Source organism: Pasteurella skyensis (assembly GCF_013377295.1).
GTDB lineage: Bacteria > Pseudomonadota > Gammaproteobacteria > Enterobacterales > Pasteurellaceae > Phocoenobacter > Phocoenobacter skyensis.
This window is the reverse complement of sequence record NZ_CP016180.1, coordinates 147,548-174,025: the sequence shown is the minus strand read 5'-3', so window position 1 is coordinate 174,025 and position 26,478 is coordinate 147,548. Positions and strand designations below refer to the sequence as shown.

The 26,478-nt window shown below is 35.8% G+C and carries 23 protein-coding genes, 2 tRNA genes, 3 rRNA genes and 1 pseudogene; 9 read left to right on the top strand and 20 right to left on the bottom strand.

The genetic code is table 11. From position 1 onward, the window contains the following. The first annotated feature begins 15 nt into the window (after positions 1-15). Both A6B44_RS00815 and A6B44_RS00810 read left to right on the top strand, forming a co-directional pair. Positions 16-1,230: an FAD-dependent monooxygenase gene (locus A6B44_RS00815; RefSeq protein WP_090922155.1), complete on the top strand. Its 1,215-nt coding sequence runs from the start codon at positions 16-18 to the stop codon at positions 1,228-1,230. A gap of 57 nt (positions 1,231-1,287) precedes the next feature. Beyond that, positions 1,288-1,833, top strand: coding sequence for a PM1805 family lipoprotein (locus tag A6B44_RS00810; protein ID WP_090922154.1), 546 nt, complete (start codon positions 1,288-1,290; stop codon positions 1,831-1,833). A gap of 84 nt (positions 1,834-1,917) precedes the next feature. Here A6B44_RS00810 and A6B44_RS00805 read toward each other — a convergent pair whose 3' ends face one another. Genes A6B44_RS00805 through A6B44_RS00790 form a run of 4 tightly spaced genes read right to left on the bottom strand, consistent with a single transcriptional unit; the run spans position 1,918 to position 5,458 of the window. Beyond that, positions 1,918-2,715 (bottom strand): ATP-binding cassette domain-containing protein, encoded by a 798-nt coding sequence (locus A6B44_RS00805; RefSeq protein ID WP_176673432.1) that lies wholly within the window; start codon positions 2,713-2,715, stop codon positions 1,918-1,920. Continuing rightward, positions 2,712-3,761: a FecCD family ABC transporter permease gene (locus tag A6B44_RS00800; RefSeq protein ID WP_218061378.1), complete on the bottom strand. Its 1,050-nt coding sequence runs from the start codon at positions 3,759-3,761 to the stop codon at positions 2,712-2,714. Before A6B44_RS00800 ends, A6B44_RS00805 begins: the two co-directional genes overlap by 4 nt. Positions 3,762-3,765: 4 nt before the next feature. Further along, the gene (locus A6B44_RS00795; protein WP_090922150.1) at positions 3,766-4,539 is read right to left on the bottom strand and encodes a HugZ family pyridoxamine 5'-phosphate oxidase; all 774 of its coding nucleotides are present in this window, start codon (positions 4,537-4,539) and stop codon (positions 3,766-3,768) included. A gap of 4 nt (positions 4,540-4,543) precedes the next feature. Beyond that, positions 4,544-5,458, bottom strand: coding sequence for a heme/hemin ABC transporter substrate-binding protein (locus tag A6B44_RS00790; protein WP_090922148.1), 915 nt, complete (start codon positions 5,456-5,458; stop codon positions 4,544-4,546). Between the two features lie 440 nt (positions 5,459-5,898). On the opposite strand from A6B44_RS00790, the gene A6B44_RS00785 reads away from it, so the two are divergent. The 3 genes from A6B44_RS00785 (at position 5,899) to A6B44_RS00775 (ending at position 8,298) form a co-directional block, all read left to right on the top strand. After that, the gene (locus tag A6B44_RS00785) at positions 5,899-6,570 is read left to right on the top strand and encodes a 7-cyano-7-deazaguanine/7-aminomethyl-7-deazaguanine transporter (RefSeq protein ID WP_090922146.1); all 672 of its coding nucleotides are present in this window, start codon (positions 5,899-5,901) and stop codon (positions 6,568-6,570) included. A 122-nt stretch (positions 6,571-6,692) separates the two neighbouring features. Continuing rightward, a complete protein-coding gene (locus tag A6B44_RS00780) occupies positions 6,693-7,460 on the top strand; it encodes a M48 family metallopeptidase (RefSeq protein WP_090922144.1) in 768 nt (255 codons plus the stop codon). A 196-nt stretch (positions 7,461-7,656) separates the two neighbouring features. After that, positions 7,657-8,298 (top strand): tetratricopeptide repeat protein, encoded by a 642-nt coding sequence (locus A6B44_RS00775; protein ID WP_090922142.1) that lies wholly within the window; start codon positions 7,657-7,659, stop codon positions 8,296-8,298. A 177-nt stretch (positions 8,299-8,475) separates the two neighbouring features. Here A6B44_RS00775 and prfC read toward each other — a convergent pair whose 3' ends face one another. The 4 genes and pseudogenes from prfC to A6B44_RS00755 form a co-directional block, all read right to left on the bottom strand. Next, positions 8,476-10,059: a peptide chain release factor 3 gene (gene prfC / locus A6B44_RS00770; protein ID WP_090922140.1), complete on the bottom strand. Its 1,584-nt coding sequence runs from the start codon at positions 10,057-10,059 to the stop codon at positions 8,476-8,478. A gap of 219 nt (positions 10,060-10,278) precedes the next feature. Further along, positions 10,279-10,518: a hypothetical protein gene (locus A6B44_RS00765; protein WP_090922138.1), complete on the bottom strand. Its 240-nt coding sequence runs from the start codon at positions 10,516-10,518 to the stop codon at positions 10,279-10,281. A gap of 254 nt (positions 10,519-10,772) precedes the next feature. After that, positions 10,773-11,201: a glycosyltransferase family 25 protein gene (locus A6B44_RS10955; RefSeq protein WP_369678093.1), complete on the bottom strand. Its 429-nt coding sequence runs from the start codon at positions 11,199-11,201 to the stop codon at positions 10,773-10,775. A 286-nt stretch (positions 11,202-11,487) separates the two neighbouring features. Further along, positions 11,488-12,462, bottom strand: a pseudogene (locus tag A6B44_RS00755) (extracellular solute-binding protein); the annotation flags it as partial. A gap of 232 nt (positions 12,463-12,694) precedes the next feature. On the opposite strand from A6B44_RS00755, the gene hda reads away from it, so the two are divergent. Together hda and A6B44_RS00745 are read left to right on the top strand one after the other, a co-directional pair. Continuing rightward, a complete protein-coding gene (hda, locus tag A6B44_RS00750; RefSeq protein ID WP_090922132.1) occupies positions 12,695-13,411 on the top strand; it encodes a DnaA regulatory inactivator Hda in 717 nt (238 codons plus the stop codon). A 176-nt stretch (positions 13,412-13,587) separates the two neighbouring features. Beyond that, on the top strand, positions 13,588-14,448 hold the full coding sequence (locus A6B44_RS00745; RefSeq protein ID WP_090922130.1) for a DMT family transporter: 861 nt from the start codon (positions 13,588-13,590) through the stop codon (positions 14,446-14,448). A gap of 33 nt (positions 14,449-14,481) precedes the next feature. Here A6B44_RS00745 and rsuA read toward each other — a convergent pair whose 3' ends face one another. From rsuA to A6B44_RS00725, 4 genes are all read right to left on the bottom strand, one after another. Next, positions 14,482-15,174 carry a 16S rRNA pseudouridine(516) synthase RsuA gene (gene rsuA / locus A6B44_RS00740; RefSeq protein ID WP_090922128.1) on the bottom strand — a complete coding sequence of 231 codons (693 nt, stop codon included), beginning with the start codon at positions 15,172-15,174 and terminating at the stop codon, positions 14,482-14,484. A 20-nt stretch (positions 15,175-15,194) separates the two neighbouring features. After that, complete coding sequence (locus A6B44_RS00735) at positions 15,195-16,046, bottom strand: DMT family transporter (protein ID WP_090922126.1); 852 nt, start codon at positions 16,044-16,046, stop codon at positions 15,195-15,197. A gap of 39 nt (positions 16,047-16,085) precedes the next feature. Further along, positions 16,086-16,796, bottom strand: coding sequence for a bifunctional 2-polyprenyl-6-hydroxyphenol methylase/3-demethylubiquinol 3-O-methyltransferase UbiG (gene ubiG / locus A6B44_RS00730; protein WP_090922124.1), 711 nt, complete (start codon positions 16,794-16,796; stop codon positions 16,086-16,088). 87 nt (positions 16,797-16,883) lie between these two features. Continuing rightward, on the bottom strand, positions 16,884-17,519 hold the full coding sequence (locus A6B44_RS00725; protein ID WP_090922122.1) for a curli polymerization inhibitor CsgI-related protein: 636 nt from the start codon (positions 17,517-17,519) through the stop codon (positions 16,884-16,886). Between the two features lie 146 nt (positions 17,520-17,665). Between A6B44_RS00725 and corC the strand changes: the two genes are divergently transcribed. After that, the gene (gene corC / locus A6B44_RS00720; RefSeq protein WP_090922120.1) at positions 17,666-18,535 is read left to right on the top strand and encodes a CNNM family magnesium/cobalt transport protein CorC; all 870 of its coding nucleotides are present in this window, start codon (positions 17,666-17,668) and stop codon (positions 18,533-18,535) included. Next, on the top strand, positions 18,535-20,067 hold the full coding sequence (gene lnt, locus A6B44_RS00715) for an apolipoprotein N-acyltransferase (protein ID WP_090922118.1): 1,533 nt from the start codon (positions 18,535-18,537) through the stop codon (positions 20,065-20,067). Before corC ends, lnt begins: the two co-directional genes overlap by 1 nt. 71 nt (positions 20,068-20,138) lie before the next feature. Here the strand turns inward: lnt and A6B44_RS00710 are convergent, their stop codons facing one another. The 8 genes from A6B44_RS00710 to A6B44_RS00675 all read right to left on the bottom strand — a co-directional run bounded on the left by A6B44_RS00710 (position 20,139) and on the right by A6B44_RS00675 (position 26,302). Further along, on the bottom strand, positions 20,139-20,633 hold the full coding sequence (locus A6B44_RS00710) for a helix-turn-helix domain-containing protein (RefSeq protein ID WP_090922116.1): 495 nt from the start codon (positions 20,631-20,633) through the stop codon (positions 20,139-20,141). Between the two features lie 91 nt (positions 20,634-20,724). Further along, positions 20,725-21,018: a DUF5389 family protein gene (locus A6B44_RS00705; protein WP_090922114.1), complete on the bottom strand. Its 294-nt coding sequence runs from the start codon at positions 21,016-21,018 to the stop codon at positions 20,725-20,727. 3 nt (positions 21,019-21,021) lie between these two features. Continuing rightward, positions 21,022-21,915, bottom strand: a complete 894-nt coding sequence (xerD, locus tag A6B44_RS00700) for a site-specific tyrosine recombinase XerD (RefSeq protein ID WP_090922112.1) — start codon at positions 21,913-21,915, stop codon at positions 21,022-21,024. Positions 21,916-22,683: 768 nt separating this feature from the next. After that, a tRNA-Trp gene (locus tag A6B44_RS00695) sits at positions 22,684-22,759 on the bottom strand. An 8-nt stretch (positions 22,760-22,767) separates the two neighbouring features. Further along, a tRNA-Asp gene (locus tag A6B44_RS00690) sits at positions 22,768-22,844 on the bottom strand. A gap of 12 nt (positions 22,845-22,856) precedes the next feature. Beyond that, positions 22,857-22,972, bottom strand: a 5S ribosomal RNA gene (gene rrf / locus A6B44_RS00685). A 53-nt stretch (positions 22,973-23,025) separates the two neighbouring features. Next, positions 23,026-23,141 (bottom strand): 5S ribosomal RNA (gene rrf / locus A6B44_RS00680). Between the two features lie 150 nt (positions 23,142-23,291). Further along, positions 23,292-26,302 (bottom strand): 23S ribosomal RNA (locus A6B44_RS00675). Positions 26,303-26,478 lie beyond the last annotated feature (176 nt).

The following is a 26,478-nucleotide window of genomic DNA, read 5'->3' as shown; positions in this document are numbered from 1 at the left end:
CAGAGGAATAAATTGATGAAAAATACAGATATAACCATTATTGGTGGAGGAATGGTTGGTTTGGCATTAGCGGCTTTGTTAAAAGAAGCAGATTGCCAAATTAAAATTATTGAAAAATCACAACCTTTTTTTGAACCTCATTTATTAACCAATCGAGTCAGTGCGATCAATTTTGCTAGCCAAACAATGCTAGAAAAAGTAGGGGCTTGGCAAACTATTCCTGAAAATAAACGTTCTCCTTATACAAAAATGCACGTATGGGAAAAAGATAGTTTTGCCAAAATTGAATTTGATAATGAAACAAATGAAATTAAATCTCTTGGTTTAGATCAACTCGGTTTTATTATTGAAAATCAACATATTCAAAATGCACTATGGCAACAAGTGAATAACCAGCAGAATGTTGAAATTATTTTAGCACAACCGCAAACTCTTGAAATCAACGATTCTACAGCATTTTTAACCTTAAATAATAATGAAATACTGACGTCTAAATTAGTCATTGGCGCAGATGGTGCAAATTCTTGGGTGCGTTCCAAAATGAATATACCTTTGATTTCAAGAGATTATCAACATACAGCTTTAGTGTGTAATGTAAACACACAAGAATCTCATCAACAAACTGCTTGGCAAATTTTTTCTCCTGATAGTATTTTGGCATTTTTACCTTTTAAGGATGAACACCATTGTTCTATTGTATGGTCACTGCCACCAGAAAAAGCTAACCAACTTGTAAGTTGTGATATAACTGAATTTAATAAAGCTCTCACCATTGCTTTTGATAATAAGCTTGGATTATGTGAACTCACTACAGATTTGCAAAATCCTCGAGGGATCTACCCGCTTACTGCTCGTTATTGTCGTAATTTTGCACAAAATAGGGTTGCTTTAATAGGTGACGCTGCCCACACTATCCACCCTCTTGCAGGACTGGGGGTTAATTTAGGCTTTGCAGATGCAATTGAAATGGCGAATCAAATCAAAGTAAACCTTACAAAAGGGCTTGATATTGGCGAATATCGTCAATTACGTGATTATGAAAGAAAAAGAAAAGTGGAGGCAGTGAAACTTTTAGGGGCTATGGACGTCTTAAAAGAGACGTTCGCAGGCGATAACCCTGTGAAAAAATTAGTAAGAGGAGTGGGGCTAAGCGTAACAAATCAGCTCCCGCTTATAAAAAATAGGTTACTACAACAATCTATTGGATTATCAATTCTCTCTAATATATAATACGGCAATCATCTATTGATGATTTAATTTGATTTTTACCCAAGGACTTTTAAATAAATGAAGAATATTACCAAATTTAGTGTTGTTGCTTTACTCTCTGTTTTACTAATGGGCTGTGATCAGCTAAGTAGTATTGGTGCTTCAACAAATGCAACATCTGAACAAGTTGCTGTAGATGCAAAAACAGAATTCCAACAGTTAATAAGCTTAGATAATGAATTTAACCCTGCACTAGATGCTGTTCAACAAAAAATTGTACTCGCAAATAAAAATCAAGATAAAGAAGCCCTTCAATCAGCTTCTAATGAATTTTTTAGTGTGATGAAAGATGCAATCCAAAAATATAAAGGAATGAGTATACAAGATACTGCTGTTAAAAGCTTACGTGATAAAATGGTGACTGTGTTAGAGCAAACCATTGATTTTACTAAGAGTGCTCAACAAGCAAAAACTGATGAAGCTAAAAAAGCGGCAATGGAGAAGCGTGAATCATTAATTGTGAATGCTCAAGGTCTTCAAAAAATGCAAAATGACCTAGCTGTTAAGTTTGGTCTTATCCAAAATACTCCAGCACCACAAAATGCTGAAGAAGCGGCTAAATAAACGCTTTTAATTAAATTTAAAAACACAGAGCCGAATACAATTTAAATATTGTATTCGGCTTTATTTATGTCCTTTATGCCTTAATTACAAACTTGGTAAAAATAAATAACGCTGAAATTGTTCATTCCATAAGATATTCATCTTCATCTTATAAACTTCCGATAATGCATTACTTGACACCAACTCATCAGGCGTAAAATCACCCACTTTCTTGCCTCTATCCAGTAACACAATATAATCACTAAATTGTAATGTTAAAGATAAATCATGCATTACAGCAATAATGGTTAATCCCTTTTGCTGCAAGCCTTTTAAAAGGTACATTAAATTATACTGGTGATGAATATCAAGATGGTTAGTTGGTTCATCTAAAAAGAGAATTTTTCCTGTAAGATCTTCATCAGAATAAGCATAAATTTGGGCAAGAGTACGGGCAATTTGAACTCGATGTTGTTCTCCGCCAGATAAAGTTGCATAATCATGCTCACCTAAATCCATAATATCCATTTTTTTTAAACAATCTAAAACCACCCTCTGATGTTGCTTCTTACTATATTGATAGCGATAAGGCTCTCGCCCTAAATCAACAATATCCTTAGCTTTAATTGTAAAAGGAATATGCATTAGCTGTGGTAACACGGCTCGTTTTTGAGCTAATTTTAAGCGGTCAGTTGTACGTAAATTTTTACCATTTAGTAATACAACACCAGTATGCGGCTTAAGATCACCATTAATCAAATTCAAACAAGTCGTTTTACCTGCACCATTAGGCCCAATAATCGCATTAAAAGATCCTTGAATAATATTTATATTGAGATGATCAATTAAATTTCGCCCTTTTACCTTAAAGGAGATATTTTCAGCAGTTAAAATAGGTGTCATCTTGCTCCTCTCCATACTAAAAAGCCCAAAAAGGGAGCCCCTATCATTGCGGTTAAAATTCCAATTGGTAATTCTGCTGGCATAATAATAATGCGAGAGATGACATCTGATAAAGTCAGTAATATCGCCCCAAATAAGAAAGAGGCAGGTAATACTAATCGATGATCACTTCCCACTAATCTACGCACAATATGAGGAACCACTAACCCAATAAAACCTATTCCACCAGAAAATGCAACGCACACACCCACTAATAGAGCAACCAATAGAATTTGTCGTTGCTTTGCCTTTTCAATATCAAATCCTAAATGCCCTGCAACATTCTCACCAAGCATCAGCGCATTTAAAATAGCAGAATCTCGCCATAATAGTGGAAGAGTAACAATACATACCACACTTAAAATCGCTAGTTTTTCCCAATCAAAGGCAGTTAAACTTCCCATTCCCCAAAACGCAATAGAACGTAGTTGAACATCATCTGCAACATAGGTAAGTAAACCCGTTAATGCCCCTGTTAAGGCGCCAAAGGCAATACCAATTAACAGCATTGAAGAAATATTTAATACTCCGCCTTTCTTAGAAAAGGAATACAACACCATTGTCATTCCCCAACCACCTAAAAAAGCAAAAAAAGGCAAAGTAAAATTATTTGAAACGAATGGAAGAGGTAATAACAAACTACCTAACACAATGAACAATGTAGCTGAAAAGGAAGCGCCTGACATCACACCTATAATGCCAGGATCAACCAGAGGATTACGAAACAGCCCTTGCATTATTGCCCCCGTAATCGCTAATGTACCACCGACTAAAACAGCCGCAATAACTCGAGGAAAACGAATATTCACTAAAATTTGCCAAATGGTATTATCTATTGCTGTTGCTTCTCCATTAAGTAACCGTAAAATAGTAGCATTTTCCACCTCTACAGCACCAACCCGAGCACCAAAATAAATACTTATTAGTAGCAATAAAATCAACACACCAAAAATAAAAGGTTGAGAAAACAACCTTTTTTTCTTTTTAGAACAATATTCGTTATTCATCAAACTATGCTTTTGCCATTTTTACCAATTGAATGCGAGCAGCATTAGCATCTAAGGCCTCTTCTTCAAAAGCAATAAAATGGAGATGATTATGATAAGAAATAGTTACCCCAAATTGATTAACGGCAACCATTTCAGGCTTGACGCCTAATTGTAACTTCACATCATTTTGAGCAAGGTATTTTTCCATTGCTTCAATATGATCTTGATTCATATGTTCAATTATTTTTTGTTCAGTATTTTCATCAAATACAGAGGCTCTTCTTAACACATCTCCTTCAACCCACGCAATTCGACCAAATCCTAAAATAACACGTGCCATTTTTACATTTAAACGATAAAACTTAAATTCGTGAAAATTTTCGTACATTGCTGCTTTTGGATAATGACGGAAATAACTTCTTCTGACTCGCATTAAATCTTCATTATCATCAATTTCAAGTAAATCTCCCATTACTCCTAATCGCCAACCTGTTTCAATGCGATGATTACGTCTTACTTCACGCATAAACAGTGACGCTTTTGAATTTGCCACAATATTTTTAGTTCGTTCTGCAACAGTTGCAGTATAAATAACAGGACAGCCAGTATGATCAATGATAAAAGGTGCAACAGATCCCATTGGATAACCAACTGACTTACTTTCCTCACGGCTAATCGTACTTAATTCACCAGAAAAATTAGTTAAATAAATTTTTTGAGCATCAACATCTCCAGTACTATAACGGTCGTGTTGCTTCATATTTTTGTCTGTAATTTTAACGTTTGATGATTCCATCACTTTATTCTTCCTTTTTAGTTACACATAATTTTGCTGCTTGAGCAATTTCTTTTGCTGGTTGTGTTAAATCAGGGCCAAATCCCAATCCCTCTACAATACCAATGGTAAACACACAGCCTTTTCTTCCTGCCTTAGTCACGGCAAGTTTCGCATATTTATCTAACGCCAATGCTAATTTGGCTGAACTATCTGCACTTCTTCCACGAGAAGCGATAATAATCATATCCATATCACTGACTGACAATGATTCTAAAGAAACAGGTTTAACACTTTTAAAATGATTCTTAAAAATATTTTGACCGCCAACAATATTAATCATTCCATCTCCAGCTGTTGCATCACCAAACCCCATAAAGCGATCAACACCACCATCCATAAAGAAGGCGATTTTAGGTTGAGATGGATAACTTTTAATAATATTAGTAATGACAGCACTATCTGAATGGATACGCTCTACAAGTGGTTTGGCTTGCTGAGTCGCACCTAAGGTTTCAGCAATTAAATTAATATCATCCACAACACCAGTTAATGATTTTTTATCAGCAATGGTAATGGTATTTACTTTTGATGCTTTAAGTTGAGCGATAACATTTGGAGGCCCTGCATCAGGTGCTAAAATAACCAAATCAGGATTCATTGCTAAAATCCCCTCCGATGATAATGCTCGACGATAACCAATTTTAGGTTTATTTTTCATAATATCAGCAGGCAACGTACTTGTGGTATCTACGGCAACAAGATTATTCGCCAATCCTAATTCTGCAATAATTTGAGAAGCATTTCCTGTAGTAGAAACAATTCGATGATACGTCGCATTTACTGGTACTGAAAGGGTAATTAGCATAAAAAATGTAGCAAGTTTTCCCCTAGATAATAGATTAAAACCAAAACGAGAAGGTCGTATTTTGAGAGACATTGTATAGTTTACCTTTTAAAAAATTTTACTGTTCAAAATATTATCATTTGTATTCATCTTACTGTCAATAAATTTTATAAAAAGGTTTCTATTGTTAATTTATTGTAAAACAAAAAATAAGCAACTAAGAATAAAAATTTGCAAATTTTTATTACAATGTACCCGCTATATTTTCCTCTTCCATTGAATCTGGAACTATAATAATCGAAAAATAGACGTAAATTAATTTGCTTTCTCTCTCTACAACTCAAAAAATACTTAATAACCACTCTTTCTGTATGCCAAATCAGCTACAAATGTTCGCTAATTGTTTAGCAAAACATATTTTTCACTATCTCGTTATTATTTGCTTGCTATTGGAAAAAAAATGAGTAGGATAAACCTCCCGTTAACTTTGGGTTCCCTAACCCCAATATTTTTAAAACAAAAAGGATATATTTATGTACTTAAACATTGATCTTTCTGATCATCAAAAACGCCGTTCATTGGTATTACTGTCATTTTTCCATATTTTTGTGATTGCTATTAGTAATTATCTAGTGCAAATCCATTTTGTGGTAAACATTCCCTTTACGGATATTTCTGTTCCTACCACTTGGGGAACATTTTCATTTCCATTAATATTTTTAGCAACGGACTTAACCGTTCGTGTCTTTGGCATTGCTTCCGCACGTCGTATTATCTTTTTTGTAATGCTACCTGCCTTAGTAGTGAGCTATATTATGTCCGTACTTTTCTTCGAAACTCAATTTCAAGGTTTTGAATCATTAAGTACCTTCAATCTTTTTGTATTTCGTATTGCACTCGCCAGCTTTGCAGGTTATACCATTGGACAATTGATGGATATTCTTATATTTAATCAACTGCGTCAAAAAGCTAAGTGGTGGATTGCTCCAACCTCATCTACATTACTCGGTAGTTTTATTGATACTTTTGTTTTCTTTAGTGTTGCATTCTACCAAAGTGATAATCCATATATGGCTCAACACTGGTTTGATATTGGTTTAGTTGATTATTTCGTAAAAATTACAGTCAGCATTCTGCTTTTCTTACCACTTTATGGTGTGCTACTTAATTTGATTATCAAGAAGCTTGATTTAACCTCCCAGTAATAAATTTGCAAAAAATGTACAACAAGTGACCGCTTATATGCTTGTCAAATACTTAAAGGCTATTTATTCTGCTAAATTGGTGTAGAATAAATGCGTATTTACATAAATTAAGGAGTCACTTTATGAAATTAAAACAATATTTAGGTATTGTTGTCGTATCCGCTGTTGCATTATCGGGTTGTACATCTACTAGTCAAATTAATAATGAAGCTGCAAATAGTTATACTAAAGTCGTTTCACATGCAAAATCAAAAGGGGTGATTGATACTAGATCAAGAACCTCAAAACGTATTCATACTATTTTTAAGCGAATGGTACCTTACGCAAATAAAGCGAATCAAACAGGCGTACCATTTAATTGGCAAATTACTGTTGTTAAATCAAAAGAACTTAATGCTTGGGCAATGCCTGGTGGAAAGATGATGGTTTACACAGGGCTTGTGGATAAATTGAAGCTTTCTGATGCTGAAATTGCAACAGTGATGGGACATGAAATGGCTCACGCATTAAAAGAGCATAGTAAATCTTCTCGTACAGTAGGAATGGTAACAGGTATCGCTGCAACTATTGGTAAAGTAGCGCTTGCAACACAAGGTATTTCAACAGATGTTGGTGGCATTGATATGGTTGCCGTAACAAAAGATCTGGCATTAGATAAACCTTTTTCTCGTAGTCACGAAACCGAAGCCGATGAAGTTGGTTTAATGTTAATGGCTCAATCTGGTTATAATCCAAGTGCTGCACCAAACGTATGGACTAAGATGAGTAAAGTAACAGGTGATTCTAGCACATCTATTTTCTCAACTCACCCAACAAACTCAGATCGTCAAGCCAATTTACAACGTTTATTGCCTGAAGCAATGAAAGTGTATCAACAAGCTAGAAAATAGTGAATCGATAAGAAAAGTTTGTATCAAAAAGGCGGAGATTTAACCGCCTTTTCTTTATCTAAAAGTAAATTTCCGTAGTTAAACATAGACACCTTAAAACATTTCACACTCTCATCAAAAATTAGCTAAAAGCGGCTAGACGTATCCAAGTAGATCCGATAATATTTTCCCTTATGTAAAACAGAAGGTCTTCACAATGAAAAAGTTACTACCACTTATTGCACTTCTTAGTTTATCCATTGCTAATTTTAGTTTTGCCGATACACCTAATAAAGATTTTGATATTGCAGAAAAATATTACAGTCAACAAAATTATCAACAGGCTTTTAAATGGTTCAAAAAAGCAGCTGAACAAGGTTTAGCTCCTGCTCAACATAATGTTGGGGCGATGTATGATAAAGGTGTAGGTGTAGCACAAGATTATAAACAGGCTGTTAAATGGTACAAAAAAGCGGCTGAACAAGGCTTTACTTCGGCTCAATCTAATCTTGGAGCGATGTATGAGGCAGGTCTAGGTGTTACACAAAATTACCAACAAGCCATAAAATGGTACACCAAAGCAGCTGAAAAAGGCTTTGCTATGGCTCAATATAATCTTGGAGTTATGTATGTAGAAGGTCGAGGTGTCGCACAAGATTATCAACAGGCTATTAAATGGTATAAAAAATCAGCTGAACAAGGGGAAGCTGATGCCCAAAATAACCTTGGGGTTATGTATTATGAAGGTCTAGGCGTTACAAAAGATGTTCAACAAGCTATTGAATGGTACATAAAATCAGCAAGGAATGGTCGTAAAGAAACTCAAGAATATCTTAAAAAGCAAGGGATAGAATACTAATTTGTTTTGATTAAAAATTTGTAGGGTGGTATTAGGCGAAGCCGTATATGCCACCGCAACAAAAAATAAAGTTTGATTATATTTATTCGGTGAGAACGGTCGGATATACGCAAACAAGTTTGCTAATCCGACCCTACGGTAAATTTTTTAAAAAATATCACCGCTTGAAAATTAAGACTAATGCTCTCTTGTTTGGAAGAACTTCACATCAGGATAACGTTCGTGAGCAAGGTTCAGATTCACCATTGTTGGGGCGATATAAGTTAGGTTATCGCCGCCATCTAGGGCTAAATTCTGTTCGTTTTTGCGTTTGAATTCTTCAAATTTTTTCACGTCATCGCATTCAACCCAACGAGCGGTTGCGACGTTTACACTTTCATAAATCGCTTCTACGTTATATTCCGCTTTTAAGCGAGCCACAACCACATCAAACTGTAACACACCCACTGCACCTACGATTAAATCGTTGTTGATAAGTGGACGGAACACTTGCACCGCCCCTTCTTCGGAAAGTTGTACTAAGCCTTTTAACAGTTGTTTTTGTTTTAATGGATCTTTTAAACGGATACGGCGGAACAATTCAGGAGCGAAGTTTGGAATGCCAGTGAATTTCATCAGTTCACCTTGTGTAAAGGTGTCGCCGATTTGGATTGTACCGTGATTGTGCAAGCCGATAATATCCCCCGCATAGGCTTCATCAGCGTGTGAGCGATCTCCCGCCATAAAGGTTAAGGCGTCTGAAATGACCACATCTTTACCGATACGTGTATGCTTTAATTTCATTCCTTTTTCGTATTTACCTGAAACGATACGCATAAATGCGACACGATCTCGGTGTTTTGGATCCATATTTGCTTGGATTTTAAACACAAAACCACTGAATTTATCTTCTTTTGCCTCAACTTTACGGATATCTGTTTCACGAGATTGTGGAGCAGGTGCCCACTGCGTTAAGCCATCTAAGAAATGATTTACACCAAAGTTACCTAATGCCGTTCCGAAGTAAACAGGCGTTAATTCGCCTTTTAAGAATGCATCAAGGTCAAATTCATTACTTGCCCCTAGCACTAATTCTAATTCATCACGCAGTTGTGACGCCAAATCATCACCAACTGCTTCATCTAATTCAGGGTTATCTAAGCCTTTAATGATACGAACTTCTTGAATTTTATGCCCTTGCCCTGTTTGATACAGATAGGTTTCATCTTTGGTTAAATGATAAACACCTTTAAAAAGTTTTCCACAGCCGATAGGCCAAGTGATCGGTGCACAGTTGATTTTTAAAACATCTTCAACTTCGTCTAATAATTCTAATGGATCACGAATATCACGGTCACATTTATTCATAAAAGTGATGATTGGCGTATCACGCAAGCGAGTAACTTCCATAAGTTTAATGGTTCGTTCCTCAACACCTTTTGCTGAGTCGATGACCATTAAACAGCTGTCTACCGCCGTTAAAGTACGATAAGTATCTTCTGAGAAGTCTTCGTGTCCCGGAGTATCTAGTAAATTGACTAAGCAATCGTTATAAGGAAACTGCATTACTGAGGTGGTAATGGAAATCCCACGTTGTTTTTCCATTTCCATCCAGTCTGATTTTGCGTGTTGAGTAGAGCCCTTGCCTTTTACTGAACCTGCTGTTTGAATGGCTTGTCCGTAAAGTAACACTTTTTCTGTAATGGTGGTTTTACCTGCATCGGGGTGCGAAATAATCGCAAAAGTACGTCTTTTATCAACTTGTTGTTGTGGATAACTCATTTTATTTCCGTTTTATCTTGTCTTGTTAAAATTTAAAGTGCTATTTTCTCTTATATTGGCTTTTACTACAACATAAGCGGTAAGATTATTGAAAAAATTTACCAATTGACAACAAATAAAATTAAGCAATACATCTAAATAATAAAAATTTTGTTAAGATAAAAATCTTAATTCATAAATACTTTCTTGGCGAATAACATATTTAATGAAACAAAAGGCTTATTTATTCAACAGATCAAAAATAAACTTATTCACTTTATCTACAAGCGAATAATACTCTCTTCTTAAGCGAATAATTGCCGTACGCTCTTTTTTTCCTTTATCAATCGGAATATCACTTCCTAAAAATAAATGAGGTTCCAAGCAAGCAGGTGTAACAGCTAAATATTTGATTTTGTTTTCCCAATATCTATCCATCGTAATATCAACATCAAAAATCCATTCTTGGGTATAATTCAATAAATTTTTCGCAATTTTAGGGGTAATATACAGGGCAAGATCATACTTGTAAACTTACAATATGTTCATTATTTATCTTATTTAAAAGATTAAATGCCAAACAAAAACTGTTTAATTAATGTCTTTCTATGCTTAAATTTTATTTTCAAATTCAAATAAATAGTTATTTTACTAATAAGTATATTTTTTATTCAAGTATGATTTTGCCCTGGGGTAATATAATAACCTGTTGTATTACTCCAAGCTTTATAAAATTATTGAATTTCATTTGAAGTATTTTTTATTTTTGCAATAAATTTACCTTTTTGTGAACGTCTACAAGGGGATGGAGGGGTAAGCCATAAAAATTCAAATTGATTTTCTTCTGAACCTAAGAAAGTGTAAACATCACAAAACTCATTATGCAAAATGGCATCATCTTCTAAAATAATAATAGGTTGATTTAATTTTACACATTCTTCCCAAAGTAAATAATGGCTTGCAAAACAACCTAACTGTCCTAATGTACTCTTGCTACCTTTATACTTAAAACGTTTTGCTGCATTATGTTTTGCAAATAAATAAAAATCAGGATTTTCTTTACCATTAATGGCTTTAAAAAATTGAAAATCTATTTTTTGTGGTAATTGTTCAAATTGCTGTTGAATACTTTGGCGTCTTTCTGTTGATTTTTCTAAGTTAATAACAAAGATTGTGATTTTGTGATTTTGTGATTTTGTGATTTTGTGATTTTGTGATTTTGTGATTTTGTGATTTTGTGATTTTGTGATTTTCTAGGGTATTCATTTCTTCTCCTTTTTCATAGTGAATTTTATCTATTAAAATCTTGTGAAATACAATACTAAAAATTAATCTTTAAATCCAGCAGTCTTTTACAATAACACTAGTAATGACCAAAAAATTGACCTTCTAGAGTCTCTAAAAGGTCAACTGTTTATGTTATAAAAATAATACTTAAAATAATTAAGCTTATTGAGCAGCCTTTAACTCTTGGTAATACTTTTCATAAATCTCTATTGCATCACCAATATCATCTTGCCAATAGCTGTTGTTTAGCACCTCAGCAGGTGGATAAATAGCAGGATCTTCTGTTATTTCTTTTGGTAGCATTGCTAAGGCTTTTATATTTGAGGTTGGATAACCAATGGCTAATGTTAATTCTTTAGCTACTTTGGCACTTAATAAATAATTTATTAGTTTGTGTGCCGCCTCAACATTTTTTGCACCTTTCGGAATGGCTAAAGTATCGACCCATAAAACAGGACCTTCTTTTGGATAAACCATATCCAAAGATGCTTCCTCTTTTTTCGCAATACGTACAGATCCATTCCATAACTGTCCTACTTCAATTTCACCTGAAATAAATGCGTTTGCAGGGTTATCTGAATTAAAAGATAAAATATTTGGGCGTAATTTTAACAACTCTTCATACGCCTGCTTAATTACCTTTGGATCTTGTGTATTTGGATCTGCGCCAATCTTGAGTAATGCAATATTAAACACTTCACGAACATCATCTAACATCTGAACTTTATTTTTAAATTCAGACTTCCATAAATCTGCCCACGAGGTGAATTGACTACCTTGATAAGTATCGGTATTAAAGGCAATACCTGGAGCGCCGAGTAATTGAGGTAGTGAATACTTATTACCTTCATCATAAGGTTTATTTAACCAATCTGGATTAAGATCCTCAATAACAGGTAACTTACTATGATCTAACTCTTCAAGCATCCCTTCCTTTGCCATTTTTGAGATGAAGTAATTACTTGGTGCAATCACATCATAACCACCTTCTTGAGCTTGTAACTTTAACTTTGCATACATCGTTTCATTAGACTCAAGGGTTGAAAGTTCAACTTTAATACCAGTTTCTTTGGTAAAATTATCTAACAATCCATCTGGTACATACTCTGTCCACGTATAAAGATGTACAACATCATCTTTAGCATAAACTATATTTGTTGTACCTAATAATACAACTCCTGACATTAAAGCAATCACCCACTTTTTCATCTGACTATTCTCCTAAAATAAAGCGGTTAGATCATTGGAAAAATTTACAAATTTCCCTATACTTTCAAATCCTTGAAAGCAAGATAGATATTAAGTCTCTCTTTTACAATTTGCAAGAAATATAATGAAATTTATTGTTTTTTCCGTTATTCTGTAGGCTATGATTTTACAGTTACCACTTCCAATCCATCAAGTCGATGGTGAGACCTTAGAAAATTTTTATGCACAAAATAATTTTGTGCTATTAGATTCTTTGCGCCAAAATCTTACCACTGTCACGCAGCCCTTTTTCTATATTTGGGGAAGTGAAAGTTGTGGCAAAAGTCATTTACTTAAAGCAATAAATAACCACGTTCTAATACAACAACGTAATGCAAGTTATATTCCCCTTGAAAAGTCCCATTACTTTTCTCCTGTAGTATTAGAAAATGCAGATTTACTTGATGTAATTTGTTTAGATGACATTCACTTAATTGCAGGTAAGGAAGAGTGGGAAGAAACATTGTTTGATTTGTTTAATCGCATTCGTGAACAACATTCTAGCTCAACACAAACTCGTAAAACATTACTGGTTATTAGTGCAAACTGTCCACCTAATCAATTAGCAATAAAATTACCCGATTTACGTTCCCGCCTAAATTGGGGTGAGGTTTATCAACTGGAACATTTAACCGATGAGCAAAAATGTGAAATTTTACAACAACGTGCTTATCAAAAAGGTCTCGAGCTCTCAAATGAAGTGGCTAGCTTCCTACTCAAGCGCTTAGATCGTCGCTTAAGTTCACTGATTAATACCTTAGAAATATTAGATCAAGCGTCATTACAAGCACAGCGAAAATTGACAGTCCCTTTCGTCAAAGAAGTGCTCGGTCTTTAGATTGATCTACTAACTGCAGTGATAAAATGCTGGCTCTTTCCTTGTTTAAAGTCATTTTTACTGATAATCTTATTGTATCTTATGTTTAACATCGCTTTGTCCGTATAAAAAACACAAAATAGCAATGATTTGTATAAGATCGTATTATTTGTTGTTTATTGGGAGTCGAAAATTATATGCTTTACCTACTTGCTGCCGCATTTTTATGGGGAACATCTTTTATTGCGGGAAAATATGCTGAAGCATTAGCCTCTCCTGAGATTATAGTGCTATTTAGATGGTTTATTGCACTGCCTTTTATTGCTCATATTGCGATCCCTAGTATCAGAAAATTAACTAAACCACTGCTATATAAAGTCATTGGAGTATCATTTTTAATTAATTCTATCTTTCTATTACAATTTATTGGATTAGAATATACGACAGCGTCAAATGCAGCAACAATGATAGGTTTTGAGCCTCTTCTTGTTATTCTTGCAGGACACTATTTTTTCAATCAACCCACCAATAAAAAACAAATACTATTATCTCTTATTGCTTTAGTGGGAATCGCTTTGGTAATGGGAGTTCCTGATTTAAGTAATGATAATTTCATTGGTTGCTTTATTGTGTTTTCTTCTACAGTTGTAATTGCAATTACTTTGCAACAATCAAAAGTCCTCATCGATAAAGTACCTAAAGGCAGCTTTACCGCCTTAACCTTATTTTTTGCTGCACTGTGGTGTATTCCTTGTTCATTACTCCTTGTTGATGACTGGCAAATAACACCTTCTATTTCGGGGATAGCCTCTGTTTTGTATTTAGGTATTGGGTGTACACTATTAGCAAGTTGGCTGTGGAATATAGGATTATCAAAAACAGCGGCTAATCTTGGTGGCATATTTCTTGCTCTTGAACCTATTTTTGGTGTCTTTTTTGCTATTATTTTACTCAATGAGCGACCAGACCTCTATGCCAGCATTGGTATTATATTAGTTATTTTTTCAGTACTTTACTCTTTAAAAGAATCGCAGAGTATAGATAAATCTACAAAATAATACCATCAATAATATCCTAGACATTAACAGTATTTAGAAGAATGTGATTTCTTCTTCTGTTAATGCTCTAAATTCCCCTTCTTCAAGTGCATTATCTAGTGCCACACCGCCAATTTTACAACGATGTAAAAACTCCACTTTATTGCCCAAAGCGGCAAACATACGTTTTACTTGATGATAACGCCCCTCTGAAATCGTCAAAGTAACATTATAATCATCTAAAACTTCTAATTTTGCAGGAAGGGTTGGCGTTTTCTCGCCACGTAACATAATACCTTGTTGCAATTTTTCCTCGTAGAAAGGTTCAACAGGATCGGCTAAAGTGACTAAATAGGTTTTTTCACATTGATGCTTTGGTGAGGTAATACGGTGCGACCATTGTCCATCATCAGTTAAAAGCACTAATCCTGTGGTATCCGCATCTAAACGTCCTGCACAGTGTAGTTTGCCTTTTAAAGGATAATCAAAAAAATCAAAAACTGTTGGATACTCACTGTCATCATTAGAGCAAACATAGCCTTGTGGCTTATACAACATAAAATATTGCCCTTGTTCAAGCCATTCAAGCGACTGTTCATCAAAAATAACTACATCTTGAGAAGTTATTTTAGTTGCCCCACTTTTAATAATTTTGTCATTAACTGTGACCAAACTGCTTTTTAATGCTTTAGTTGCTTGAGTGCGTGTTAATCCTGTTTGTTCTGCTATAAATTTATCTAAACGCATAGTTTTATTATCCTAAAAATTTATTTTGAATCTAGTTTTGCTAAATAACTAATTGAACCAATGATGATAACAGCACCAATCCAAAAATTAAGTGATGGAAAGTCATTCCAGATAAACCAGTCACATAAACTGGAAAAAATCACCCCTGTAAATGTAAAAGGTGTTACTTCTGTTGCTGTTGCAAACTTAAATGACTGAGTTAAAAATATTTGATAGATAATCCCAAATAATCCAACTAAAAACAGTAATAATAATTCATAAAGTGATGGAGCAGTCCAATAATTAAAAAAGAATAATGGAAGAACAATTGAACCTGTTAAATGAAAATAAAACACAATATTTTGTGGACTATTACTTTTATTTAATTCTTGTAAACTACAATAAACTATTGCGGCTAAGATTGCACTACCAATTCCTAATAAAAGATAAAAGAAGGATACATCTTGATTTGTGTTTACTTGTACAATAACAGCAACACCAATAAAACCAACTATAACACAAATCAAAGAACTCACTTTTGTTTTAGTTTTAAATAACAATAAAACAATAAGAGGAACAAAAAGAGCGGCAGTATTCATTAATAAAATAGAGAGAGAAACGGGAATTTCTCGAATAGCATAAAACATTAATAACATACTACCGATACCTGCAACATTCCTTATCACAAAAAAAGGTATATTATTAATTTTTAATGTTTGATTTTTTTTCTTGAATATAAAAGGAGCTATCAACACAGTCCCTACAATAAAACGAGCAAATAAAATTTCACTTGCTACTAAAGTTGATGATGCTAATTTTACAAATACACTCATTATTGAGTAGCTAAAATATGCCATAATGATGTACAAAACACCTTTTGCATAATGTGTCATAGCAATACCTCTACTATAAGAAAATTCAAACTATCAATTTTATCTATATGTTAACTGAGCAATATAATTACTGCTTACATCATTATTCAGCCTAAACTTTTCAGTTAAAGGATTAAAATGGTAGCCTACAATTTCATTACAATTTAATTCAGCTTGATCGCACCAATTCAATAGTTCGGCTGGTTTTATAAATTTATCAAACTCGTGGGTACCTTTTGGAAGCATTTTCAATACATATTCAGCCCCAATAATGACCAACATATACGCCTTAAAAGTACGATTGATCGTAGAAAAGAAAAGTACTCCATCAGGTTTTAATAACACTTTACAACTTTGAATAATAGATAATGGATCTGGAACGTGCTCCAACATTTCCATACAGGTAATTACATCAAATTTTTCAGCATTTTGAGATTGCTGCTGAGTAACAAATTCCTCAATAGTAATTTGCTGATAATCAATCTCTAAACCATTTTGAAGTGCGTGCTGTTTGGCAATATTTAAAGGTTCAGTGGTCATATCAAGCCCTGTGACTTGTGCACCCATTTTTGCCATAGATTCACTTAAAATGCCACCACCACAACCGACATCTAACACTTTTTTACCAAATAATCCGTTAGATTTTTCAGCAATATAACTCACTCGTAGAGGGTTTAATAAATGAATAGGTTTGAAATCTCCATTCGGATCCCACCAACTTTGTGCCATTTTCTCAAATTTAGCAATTTCATTTTGATCGACATTATTCATAATCATTTATCTATAAAACAAGCGGTGACTTAATAGTAAAAATTTGCAAAAAATCACAATAAAGTCACCGCTTATAATCAAAGAAGACTAGTATTTCTTAGCCCATTTAAGGAAACGTTGTTGAGTCGCTTTATCTGCTTGCTGGAACCAATATTGTAATTGTTGTTCCGCTACATTTTGACCACTTACCGTTATCTTCCCTTTCTTCGTTTTTACATTTTGTAAGACAACAGGGAGTTGTTTGGATGAAAAATTAGATACTGCCGCAACACCATTACCTGCATTATATTCCGTTAAATTTTCGATAACACGCATATTTGGCATAAAGCCTTCACCTTTTAAATAATCAAACTTATAAGAAAGGTTCTTACCAGACGCTGTTTTAATATAAAACTTTGGTGATTTTTTAAATTTATTAGCTTCAAATTGCGTATCAATTCTTGGTGTACTAATATGGATATCTTCTGGTTCACCTTTAAAAGTCAAAATAATTGGATCAGAACCAAAAAACGCTCTTTCTGAACCCGCTCTAATAATACTACCAACTTCAACAACAACTTGGTGTATATTTGTATCATTAATTTCCAACTCTGTTTTACTTGTTACTTTTTGACCATCAAATGCAACAAAAGAAACCATTTTTGAACCTGAAAGTTCACCTGCAAAACTGATAGCACTTGTACTTAATACAGCGATTGCAAGTGCAGTTTGACGTAATTTCATTAAATAAACTCCTATATAATAGCTAAAATCCCTACTATGCTAAGCTAATTTTAATAAAATAGGAATAGACTTTAATGATTTTTTATTACCAAAACGTTAGAATTGTGCTAATTTCCCTATATATTTTAATTAAGAGAGTATAACTGATGGATGACAATCAAAATAATGCTGAAAAAGGACACTTTTTCCAATCAATTTTTAACCGCTTTTTTCAGGGAGAACCACAAAATCGTGAAGATTTAGTCGAAGTAATTCGTGATTCTGCCGAGAATGAATTGATTGATAATGATACTAAAGATATGATTGAAGGTGTCATTGAGATGTCAGAATTACGTGTACGTGACATTATGATTCCACGTGCTCAAATGGTATTTATTGAGGCAGAACAACCCCTTGAAAGCTGTGTTGACACTATTATTGAAACCACACACTCACGTTTTCCTGTTATTCGTGGTGACAAAGACGATATTGAAGGGATCCTACTTGCTAAAGAGCTATTAAAATACTTACGCAGCGATTCACAACCTTTCGAAATGACACAAATTTTACGCCCTGCCGTCATTATTCCCGAAAGTAAACGTGTTGATAGAATGCTAAAAGAATTTCGCTCTGAGCGTTTTCATATGGCGATTGTTGTTGATGAATTTGGTGCAGTATCTGGATTAGTCACTATTGAAGATATTTTAGAGCAAATTGTTGGTGACATTGAAGATGAATTTGATGAAGAAGAAGCTGAACCTATTCGCCGTCTTTCAAAACATAGTTATGCAGTATCTGCCTTAACAGATATTGAAGATTTTAATGCGTTTTTTGGTACAAACTTTGAAGATGAAGAGGTCGACACTGTTGGAGGCTTAGTGATGCAAGCTTTTGGACATTTACCTCAGAAAGGTGAAACTATTGAATTAGAAGGTATAGCGTTTAAAGTCACTGCTGGTAATAATCGTCGTTTATTGCAAGTACGGGTCACAATATCGGATTCACAATTAGAGATAATGGATAAGGCGCAAGCATAATGTTTTTTGCAAAAAAGACCCCGAAAGTGACCGCTTATCTATTCAGTTTTATAACGGGTTGTATTGGTGTTTTCAGTTATTCCCCTTTCGACTACTGGGGATTGGCTTATCTTTCTGCCTTTGGATTAATTTGGGCGGTCACTTATCAAAATAGAAAAATAGCACTTTGGGCAACATTCTTTTGGTCTATCGGCTATTTTTGTAGTGGTGTGAACTGGGTGTCTATTAGTATGATGCAATTTGGTGGTGTACCAATTGTTATCAGCTATCTTGCTGTGGTTTTACTCGCCATTTATCTCGCTCTATATAACCTACTTTTTTGTTGGATTTCTCAATACTTTCGTTTTAATAATCCTTTTGTATTAGCCAGTATTTTTACTTTTACTGAATATTTAAGAGGCGTTATTTTTACAGGTTTCCCTTGGCTTCAGTTTGGCTATACGCACATTGATAGCCCGTTTTATGGACTGGCACCTATTTTTGGTGTTGAAGGTTTAACCTTTTTTGTGATAGTCATAAGCGGTTACTTAGTACAACTTTTTTGCAAATTTGCAAAATCTTCCGATCATCTTACCGCTTCTTTTTATCACATTATGCTTCCACTCTGTAGTATGCTGATAGTAGGCTTTGGTAGCCAATATTTACATTGGGTCACAGCAGATAACAATAAAACAACGAAAATCAGTTTAGTCCAGCCTAATATTGAGCAAAAAATAAAATGGAATCCTTATTATTTCAATCAACATATCCAAACTTATCAACGATTAATTACTCCCCTGTTAGATAAAACAGATATCATTATTCTGCCTGAATCTGCCTTTCCAGCAATGGAAACACAAATAAAGCCACTGCTTCAACAATTACAACAAACCACAACACAACGCAACAATACATTTATTATCGGCACACTAAATAATACCGATACCAATCTGTATAACAGTGCCATTGTACTGAATGCTCAACAGCCTTACTCACACAGCAAGATCGAACGTTATAATAAACATCATCTTGTTCCTTTTGGAGAGTATGTTCCTTTTGGAAATCTACTTAACTGGTTACGAGATATTTTTATACTGCCTATTAACCTTTCTCAAGGCGATTTTATCCAAAAGCCATTAAAAACAAAAAACACAACCTTTAATATGGCAATTTGCTATGAGGTCATTTTTGGTCATCAAATACAGCAAAACCAAAGAATACATAATGCAGATTACTTACTTACCATTTCTAATGATGCGTGGTTTGGCAATTCAATTGGCCCTTGGCAACATTTACAAATTGCAAGAATGCGAGCATTAGAACTGGGAAAACCATTAGCTAGAGCTACGAATACAGGTATTACCGTGTTTGTCGATCATTTAGGAAATATCATCAAACAAGCACCACAATTCGAAGAAGCAACGCTTTCCACTTCACTTCATTCAACCAAAGGCACAACACCGTTCACTTCTTGGGGATACTGGTTAATTTATGGGTTAAGTTTACTTTGCTTTAGTATTGACATAATTAGGCATAAAGGACAAAATCGATAATACAATTTACAATATAAAAATACCCTCTTCATTAAATGAAGGGGGTATGAAAGTTAACAATCTCTTAAATCTTACTTTTTATTTAAATACTTCTCTAATTGACGTTTTTCCCACTCCACACCTAAAGGAGGTAACCAGTCAAACGTTTTTAACCCTCGAATAACTAATCCTAACCCCCAACCTAGAAATACCCAATGTACCCACCAACTATTAGGTGTAGCGGTTAAATTAATTATCAATAAGATACTCATCACAATAACAAACACAAATAGTTTGATATAAAAACGCTTAATATTACGTACTTTTTGATAAGCTAACTGTTCATCACGAGTAAGTATTAACTCATTGCTATTGTTTGAAGACGACAGTGTTTCAGTATTCATTGTTAGTGCTCCTTTTAAAGTTGAAAAATCCACTTCAAAAACAGAGGCTAATGATTTTACTGATTCGTTACTGGCTGTCTTACCATTTTCAATACGCTGAATTGTTCGAGTACTTAAACCGCTCATTTCAGCAAGCTGTTGTTGAGACCAACCTCGTTCTAATCTTAATTTCTGTATAATCATTATTCTTCTCCATTCATTAAGTGGATTTTCATATTAACAACAAAGTTCAGAAGAAAGAACGACACAGGGACGACATCTATATGACACTCTCTTAAATTAAGCTAAAAATATAACCCCAATACCCATAAGCACCGATAAACGCCACCAAAAGTAATTGCTTTGCTAACTTAACATTGGTTTTATGCAATTTAAATAAAAGATAAGCGATAGTAAAAAGAATAAACGGATAAACCCAAAGGGAAATAGATAAGAGATTAAGTTGTAAAGAACTAAATTGAATATGATTAGATAATGCAGGTGTAAGTAATAATGCTAACGGCCATAAAGCACAAGGTAAACATAAGCCACCTAATGCCCAACTAAATTTTGAAAATGACGAATTCATTGCTTATCCTCTTGGATGATATTTTTGATGAAGTGATTGTAACCGAGATTTTGCCACTTGGGTATAAATTTGCGTAGTTGAGAGGTCACTATGCCCTAATAACATCTGTACCACCCTTAAATCTGCACCATAATTCACTAAATGTGTCGCAAAAGCGTGTCGTAGAATATGAGGTGATAATTTATCACTCTCAATATCAGCAAGCAAAGCATAGTGTTTAATACGGTGCCAAAAAGTTTGACGAGTCATTTGTGTTCCTCTACGGCTGGGAAACAGCACATCAGACTGCTCATTTTTCAGTAACAAAGGGCGTCCATACAGAAGAAACTCATTAATCCAATAATTTGCTTCTTCACCAATGGGAACAAGTCGTTCCTTATCTCCCTTACCAATCACTCGCACTACACCTTGTCGTAGACTCAAATTCTCTAATGTTAGCGAAACTAATTCTGTCACACGTAATCCCGTTGCATATAACAACTCCAACATCGCTTTATCCCGTAATTCAATCGGATCTAAGGTATTAGGAGTATTTAACAAATCCAATACCTGCTCTTCACTCAAAGATTTAGGCAACCGTTGGGATTTTTTAGGAGACATCAAGGTTGCAGTAGGATCGTCACTACGATAATTTTCTAAATATAAAAACCGAAAAAATTTACGTAAACAGCTTAACATTCTTGCAGAACTAGAGGCTTTATACCCCTGCTCCAAACGTTGTCCTAAAAAAGCCTGTAAATCAAAATGATCTAAAGTCAAAAAGTCATGTTTAGTAGATAACCACTGACTAAAAAGATCTAAATCTTGTCGATAAGAAGCAATAGTATTCTCTGACAATCCGTGCTCTTGCCATAAACTATCTAAAAATAACTCAATAATGGAATCAAGCTTCTTCACAAGCGGTAAGATCCTGTTAAAAATTTACAAATTATAGAAGATTATAATACAAAAACTACTTAAAAATAATATATTAAGTAATGAATGTACTTTTGAAGGAAAAAATTATTTTATAGATTAAATATACTATTTGAGGTGATGCCTTTCATACAACACGACTACCCAATGAAATGGCAAACAAGCTTAATCAACTAAAAAACTATTTCTTGAACGAGTAATAATAAAAAAAGGAGGGATTATCTAAAATCCCTCCTCACCATCGTAAAGGTCTTATTTAGCGAGTTATACCTTTCGCTAAAAGCGTTCTTACATCAGGATCATCAATAAATTTTTTATAGCCACTATAATTCACTGAATGTATAGGGATAAAATAACATTATTTTTTAGAGGAATTATTACCTCTACCACCTCCTGATGGATTACCTGTTTTACTAGGCCAATTTGGATTATTACCCTTATGACTTCTCTTATGTTTAGACATAATAAATTCTCCTTACTGAAAAAAATAAACAAATTTATGACTTGGTATAAAACCAACAGAATTGTACAAAAAAAAACGATTCAGCAATGCAAAATAATTTTTTCTCTTCATTTTTTTCACTATTGCTGTTTACAGTACTAAATTTGTAAATTTTATAGATTAGAATATATTATTTTGGGGTATGATTTGGAATAGTATAATATGGGATTCACATACAAAAAAATCACTTAAAATCCCATCATATAAGATCTCAAGTGACTATCTATCATACCTATTTTAAAAATAAATGGCAGGGGCGGAGAGACTCGAACTCCCAGCATTCGGTTTTGGAGACCGACGCTCTACCAATTGAACTACGCCCCTAAAAGAGTTGGCGGAATGGACGGGATTCGAACCCGCGACCCCCTGCGTGACAGGCAGGTATTCTAACCAGCTGAACTACCACTCCGCAATTTGGTATAACTAACAGTGTCCTACTCTCACATAGGGAAACCCTACACTACCATCGGCGTTACAGCATTTCACTTCTGAGTTCGATATGGATTCAGGTGGGGCTACTGCACTATTACTGTTAGAATAATTTTTATTAAGTTAGTTTACTCGTTATGGAATAAACTAATGTAATAAAACCCTGATGGTGTCCTACTCTCACATAGGGAGACCCTACACTACCATCGGCGTTACAACTTTTCACTTCTGAGTTCGGTATGGAATCAGGTGGTTCCGTTGCACTATGGCCATCAGGAAAATCTGTCGATATTTATATCTAATCTTTTCTTCATTCTTTAAATTAAAAACAAGCTTCTACTTTAACTTTCTTAAACTTCAAACTCCAACCTTACAGTCTTCTGTCTTCCGTCCTCTGTCTTCTGAAACAAAAACACTTGAGTGTTGTATGGTTAAGTCTCTCGGGCAATTAGTACAGGTTAGCTCAACGTCTCACAACGCTTACACACCCTGCCTATCTACGTCTTAGTCTCAAACAACCCTTACAACTTCTAAAGTTGGGAGAACTCATCTCTTGGCTAGTTTCGTGCTTAGATGCTTTCAGCGCTTATCTATTCCACATGTAGCTACCCAGCAATGCCTCTGGCGAGACAACTGGAACACCAGTGATGTGTCCACTCCGGTCCTCTCGTACTAGGAGCAGCTCCAATCAATTCTCCAACGCCCACGGCAGATAGGGACCGAACTGTCTCACGACGTTCTAAACCCAGCTCGCGTACCACTTTAAATGGCGAACAGCCATACCCTTGGGACCTACTTCAGCCCCAGGATGTGATGAGCCGACATCGAGGTGCCAAACACCGCCGTCGATATGAACTCTTGGGCGGTATCAGCCTGTTATCCCCGGAGTACCTTTTATCCGTTGAGCGATGGCCCTTCCATTCAGAACCACCGGATCACTATGACCTACTTTCGTACCTGCTCGACATGTCCGTCTCGCAGTCAAGCTTGCTTATACCATTGTACTAACCTCACGATGTCCGACCGTGATTAGCAAACCTTCGTACTCCTCCGTTACTCTTTGGGAGGAGACCGCCCCAGTCAAACTACCCACCAGACACTGTCCGAACACCCGTTTCGGGTGCTTCGTTAGAACATCAAACGTTAAAGGGTGGTATTTCAAGGTTGACTCCATAACAACTGGCGTTGCTACTTCAAAGTCTCCCACCTATCCTACACATTAAAATTCAAGGTTCAGTGTCAAGCTATAGTAAAGGTTCACGGGGTCTTTCCGTCTAGCCGCGGGTACACCGCATCTTCACGGCGATTTCAATTTCACTGAGTCTCGGGTGGAGACAGCCTGGCCATCATTATGCCATTCGTGCAGGTCGGAACTTACCCGACAAGGAATTTCGCTACCTTAGGACCGTTATAGTTACGGCCGCCGTTTACTGGGGCTTCGATCAGAAGCTTCTCTTTCGATTACATCATCAATTAACCTTCCAGCACCGGGCAGGCATCACACCCTATACGTCCACTTTCGTGTTTGCAGAGTGCTGTGTTTTTAATAAACAGTTGCAGCCAGCTGGTATCTTCGACCGGTTCAACCTTCGTACGCTAAGTACTACAATCTACGCCGGCGCACCTTCTCCCGAAGTTACGGTGCTATTTTGCCTAGTTCCTTCACCCGAGTTCTCTCAAGCGCCTGAGTATTCTCTACCTGATCACCTGTGTCGGTTTACAGTACGATTTATAATAACCTATGCTTAGTGGCTTTTCCTGGAAGCGTGGTATCAGTTACTTCAACTCCTTAGAGTCTCGTCATCACTTCTCGGTGTTAATGGAATTCCGGATTTGCCTAAAATTCCCACCTAACGGCTTAAACAGGGTAATCCAACACCCTGATAACCTAACCTTCTCCGTCCCCACATCGCAGTTATTACAAGTACAGGAATATTAACCTGTTTCCCATCGACTACGCTTTTCAGCCTCGCCTTAGGGGTCGACTCACCCTGCCCCGATTAACGTTGGACAGGAAACCTTGATCTTCCGGCGAACGAGTTTTTCACTCGTTTTATCGTTACTTATGTCAGCATTCGCACTTCTGATACGTCCAGCAAACCTCTCGATTCACCTTCATCCGCTTACAGAACGCTCCCCTACCCAACAGATTTACATCTGATGCCGCAGCTTCGGTGCTATATTTGAGCCCCGTTACATCTTCCGCGCAGGCCGACTCGACTAGTGAGCTATTACGCTTTCTTTAAATGGTGGCTGCTTCTAAGCCAACATCCTAGCTGTCTAAGCCTTCCCACTTCGTTTCCCACTTAATATAGACTTTGGGACCTTAGCTGGCGGTCTGGGTTGTTTCCCTCTTCACGACGAACGTTAGCACCCGCCGTGTGTCTCCTGAGTATCACTCTTTGGTATTCGGAGTTTGCATCGGGTTGGTAAGCCGGGATGGCCCCCTAGCCGAAACAGTGCTCTACCCCCAAAGGTGTCCGCTCAAGGCTCTACCTAAATAGATTTCGGGGAGAACCAGCTATCTCCCGGTTTGATTGGCCTTTCACCCCCAGCCACAAGTCATCCGCTAATTTTTCAACATTAGTCGGTTCGGTCCTCCAGTTAGTGTTACCCAACCTTCAACCTGCCCATGGCTAGATCACCGGGTTTCGGGTCTATACCTTGCAACTAAACGCCCAGTTAAGACTCGGTTTCCCTACGGCTCCCCTATTCGGTTAACCTTGCTACAAAATATAAGTCGCTGACCCATTATACAAAAGGTACGCAGTCACCCCATCACTCAATCACACTGTTTATTTAGCGGTTGACCCACTTATTCATTTCATTCATAAGTGGTTAACTACTTTTGTGTGCTGAATCATCCTCACCACTCAATATGTTTGAGTGATGGGGCTCCTACTGCTTGTACGTACACGGTTTCAGGTTCTATTTCACTCCCCTCGCAGGGGTTCTTTTTACCTTTCCTTCACAGTACTCGTTCACTATCGGTCAATCAGGAGTATTTAGCCTTGGAGGATGGTCCCCCCATCTTCAAACAGGATATCACGTGTCCCGCCCTACTTATCGTTAGCTTAGTTCCACAATTGCATTTTCAGATACGGGATTATCACCCTCTATGATTGAGTTTCCCAACTCATTCTCTTAATACTACTGCTAAAACTAACTGGCTCTTCCACTTTCGCTCGCCGCTACTCACAGAATCTCGGTTGATTTCTTTTCCTCGGGGTACTTAGATGTTTCAGTTCTCCCGGTTCGCTTCAAATGGCTATGTATTCACCATTTGATAATAGGTTCTTCACCTATTGGGTTTCCCCATTCGGATATCTTGGGATGATAGCGTTTCTTATCAACTCTCCCAAGCTTTTCGCAGATTAGCACGTCCTTCTTCGCCTCTGATTGCCAAGGCATCCACCGTGTACGCTTAGTCACTTAACCATACAACCTCAAGTGCTTTCACACCCAAAGCTGCCATTAAACAACTCAAGTCGTATGTTGCCTTTCTTCAACATACTTTTTTCGTTTCTTACTCAGACTTCGTAAAGATTTAATATTCAATTTATCAACTTAAATCAATAAACCAAATACCAAACTTGAAAGTCTTCAGTTTTCAG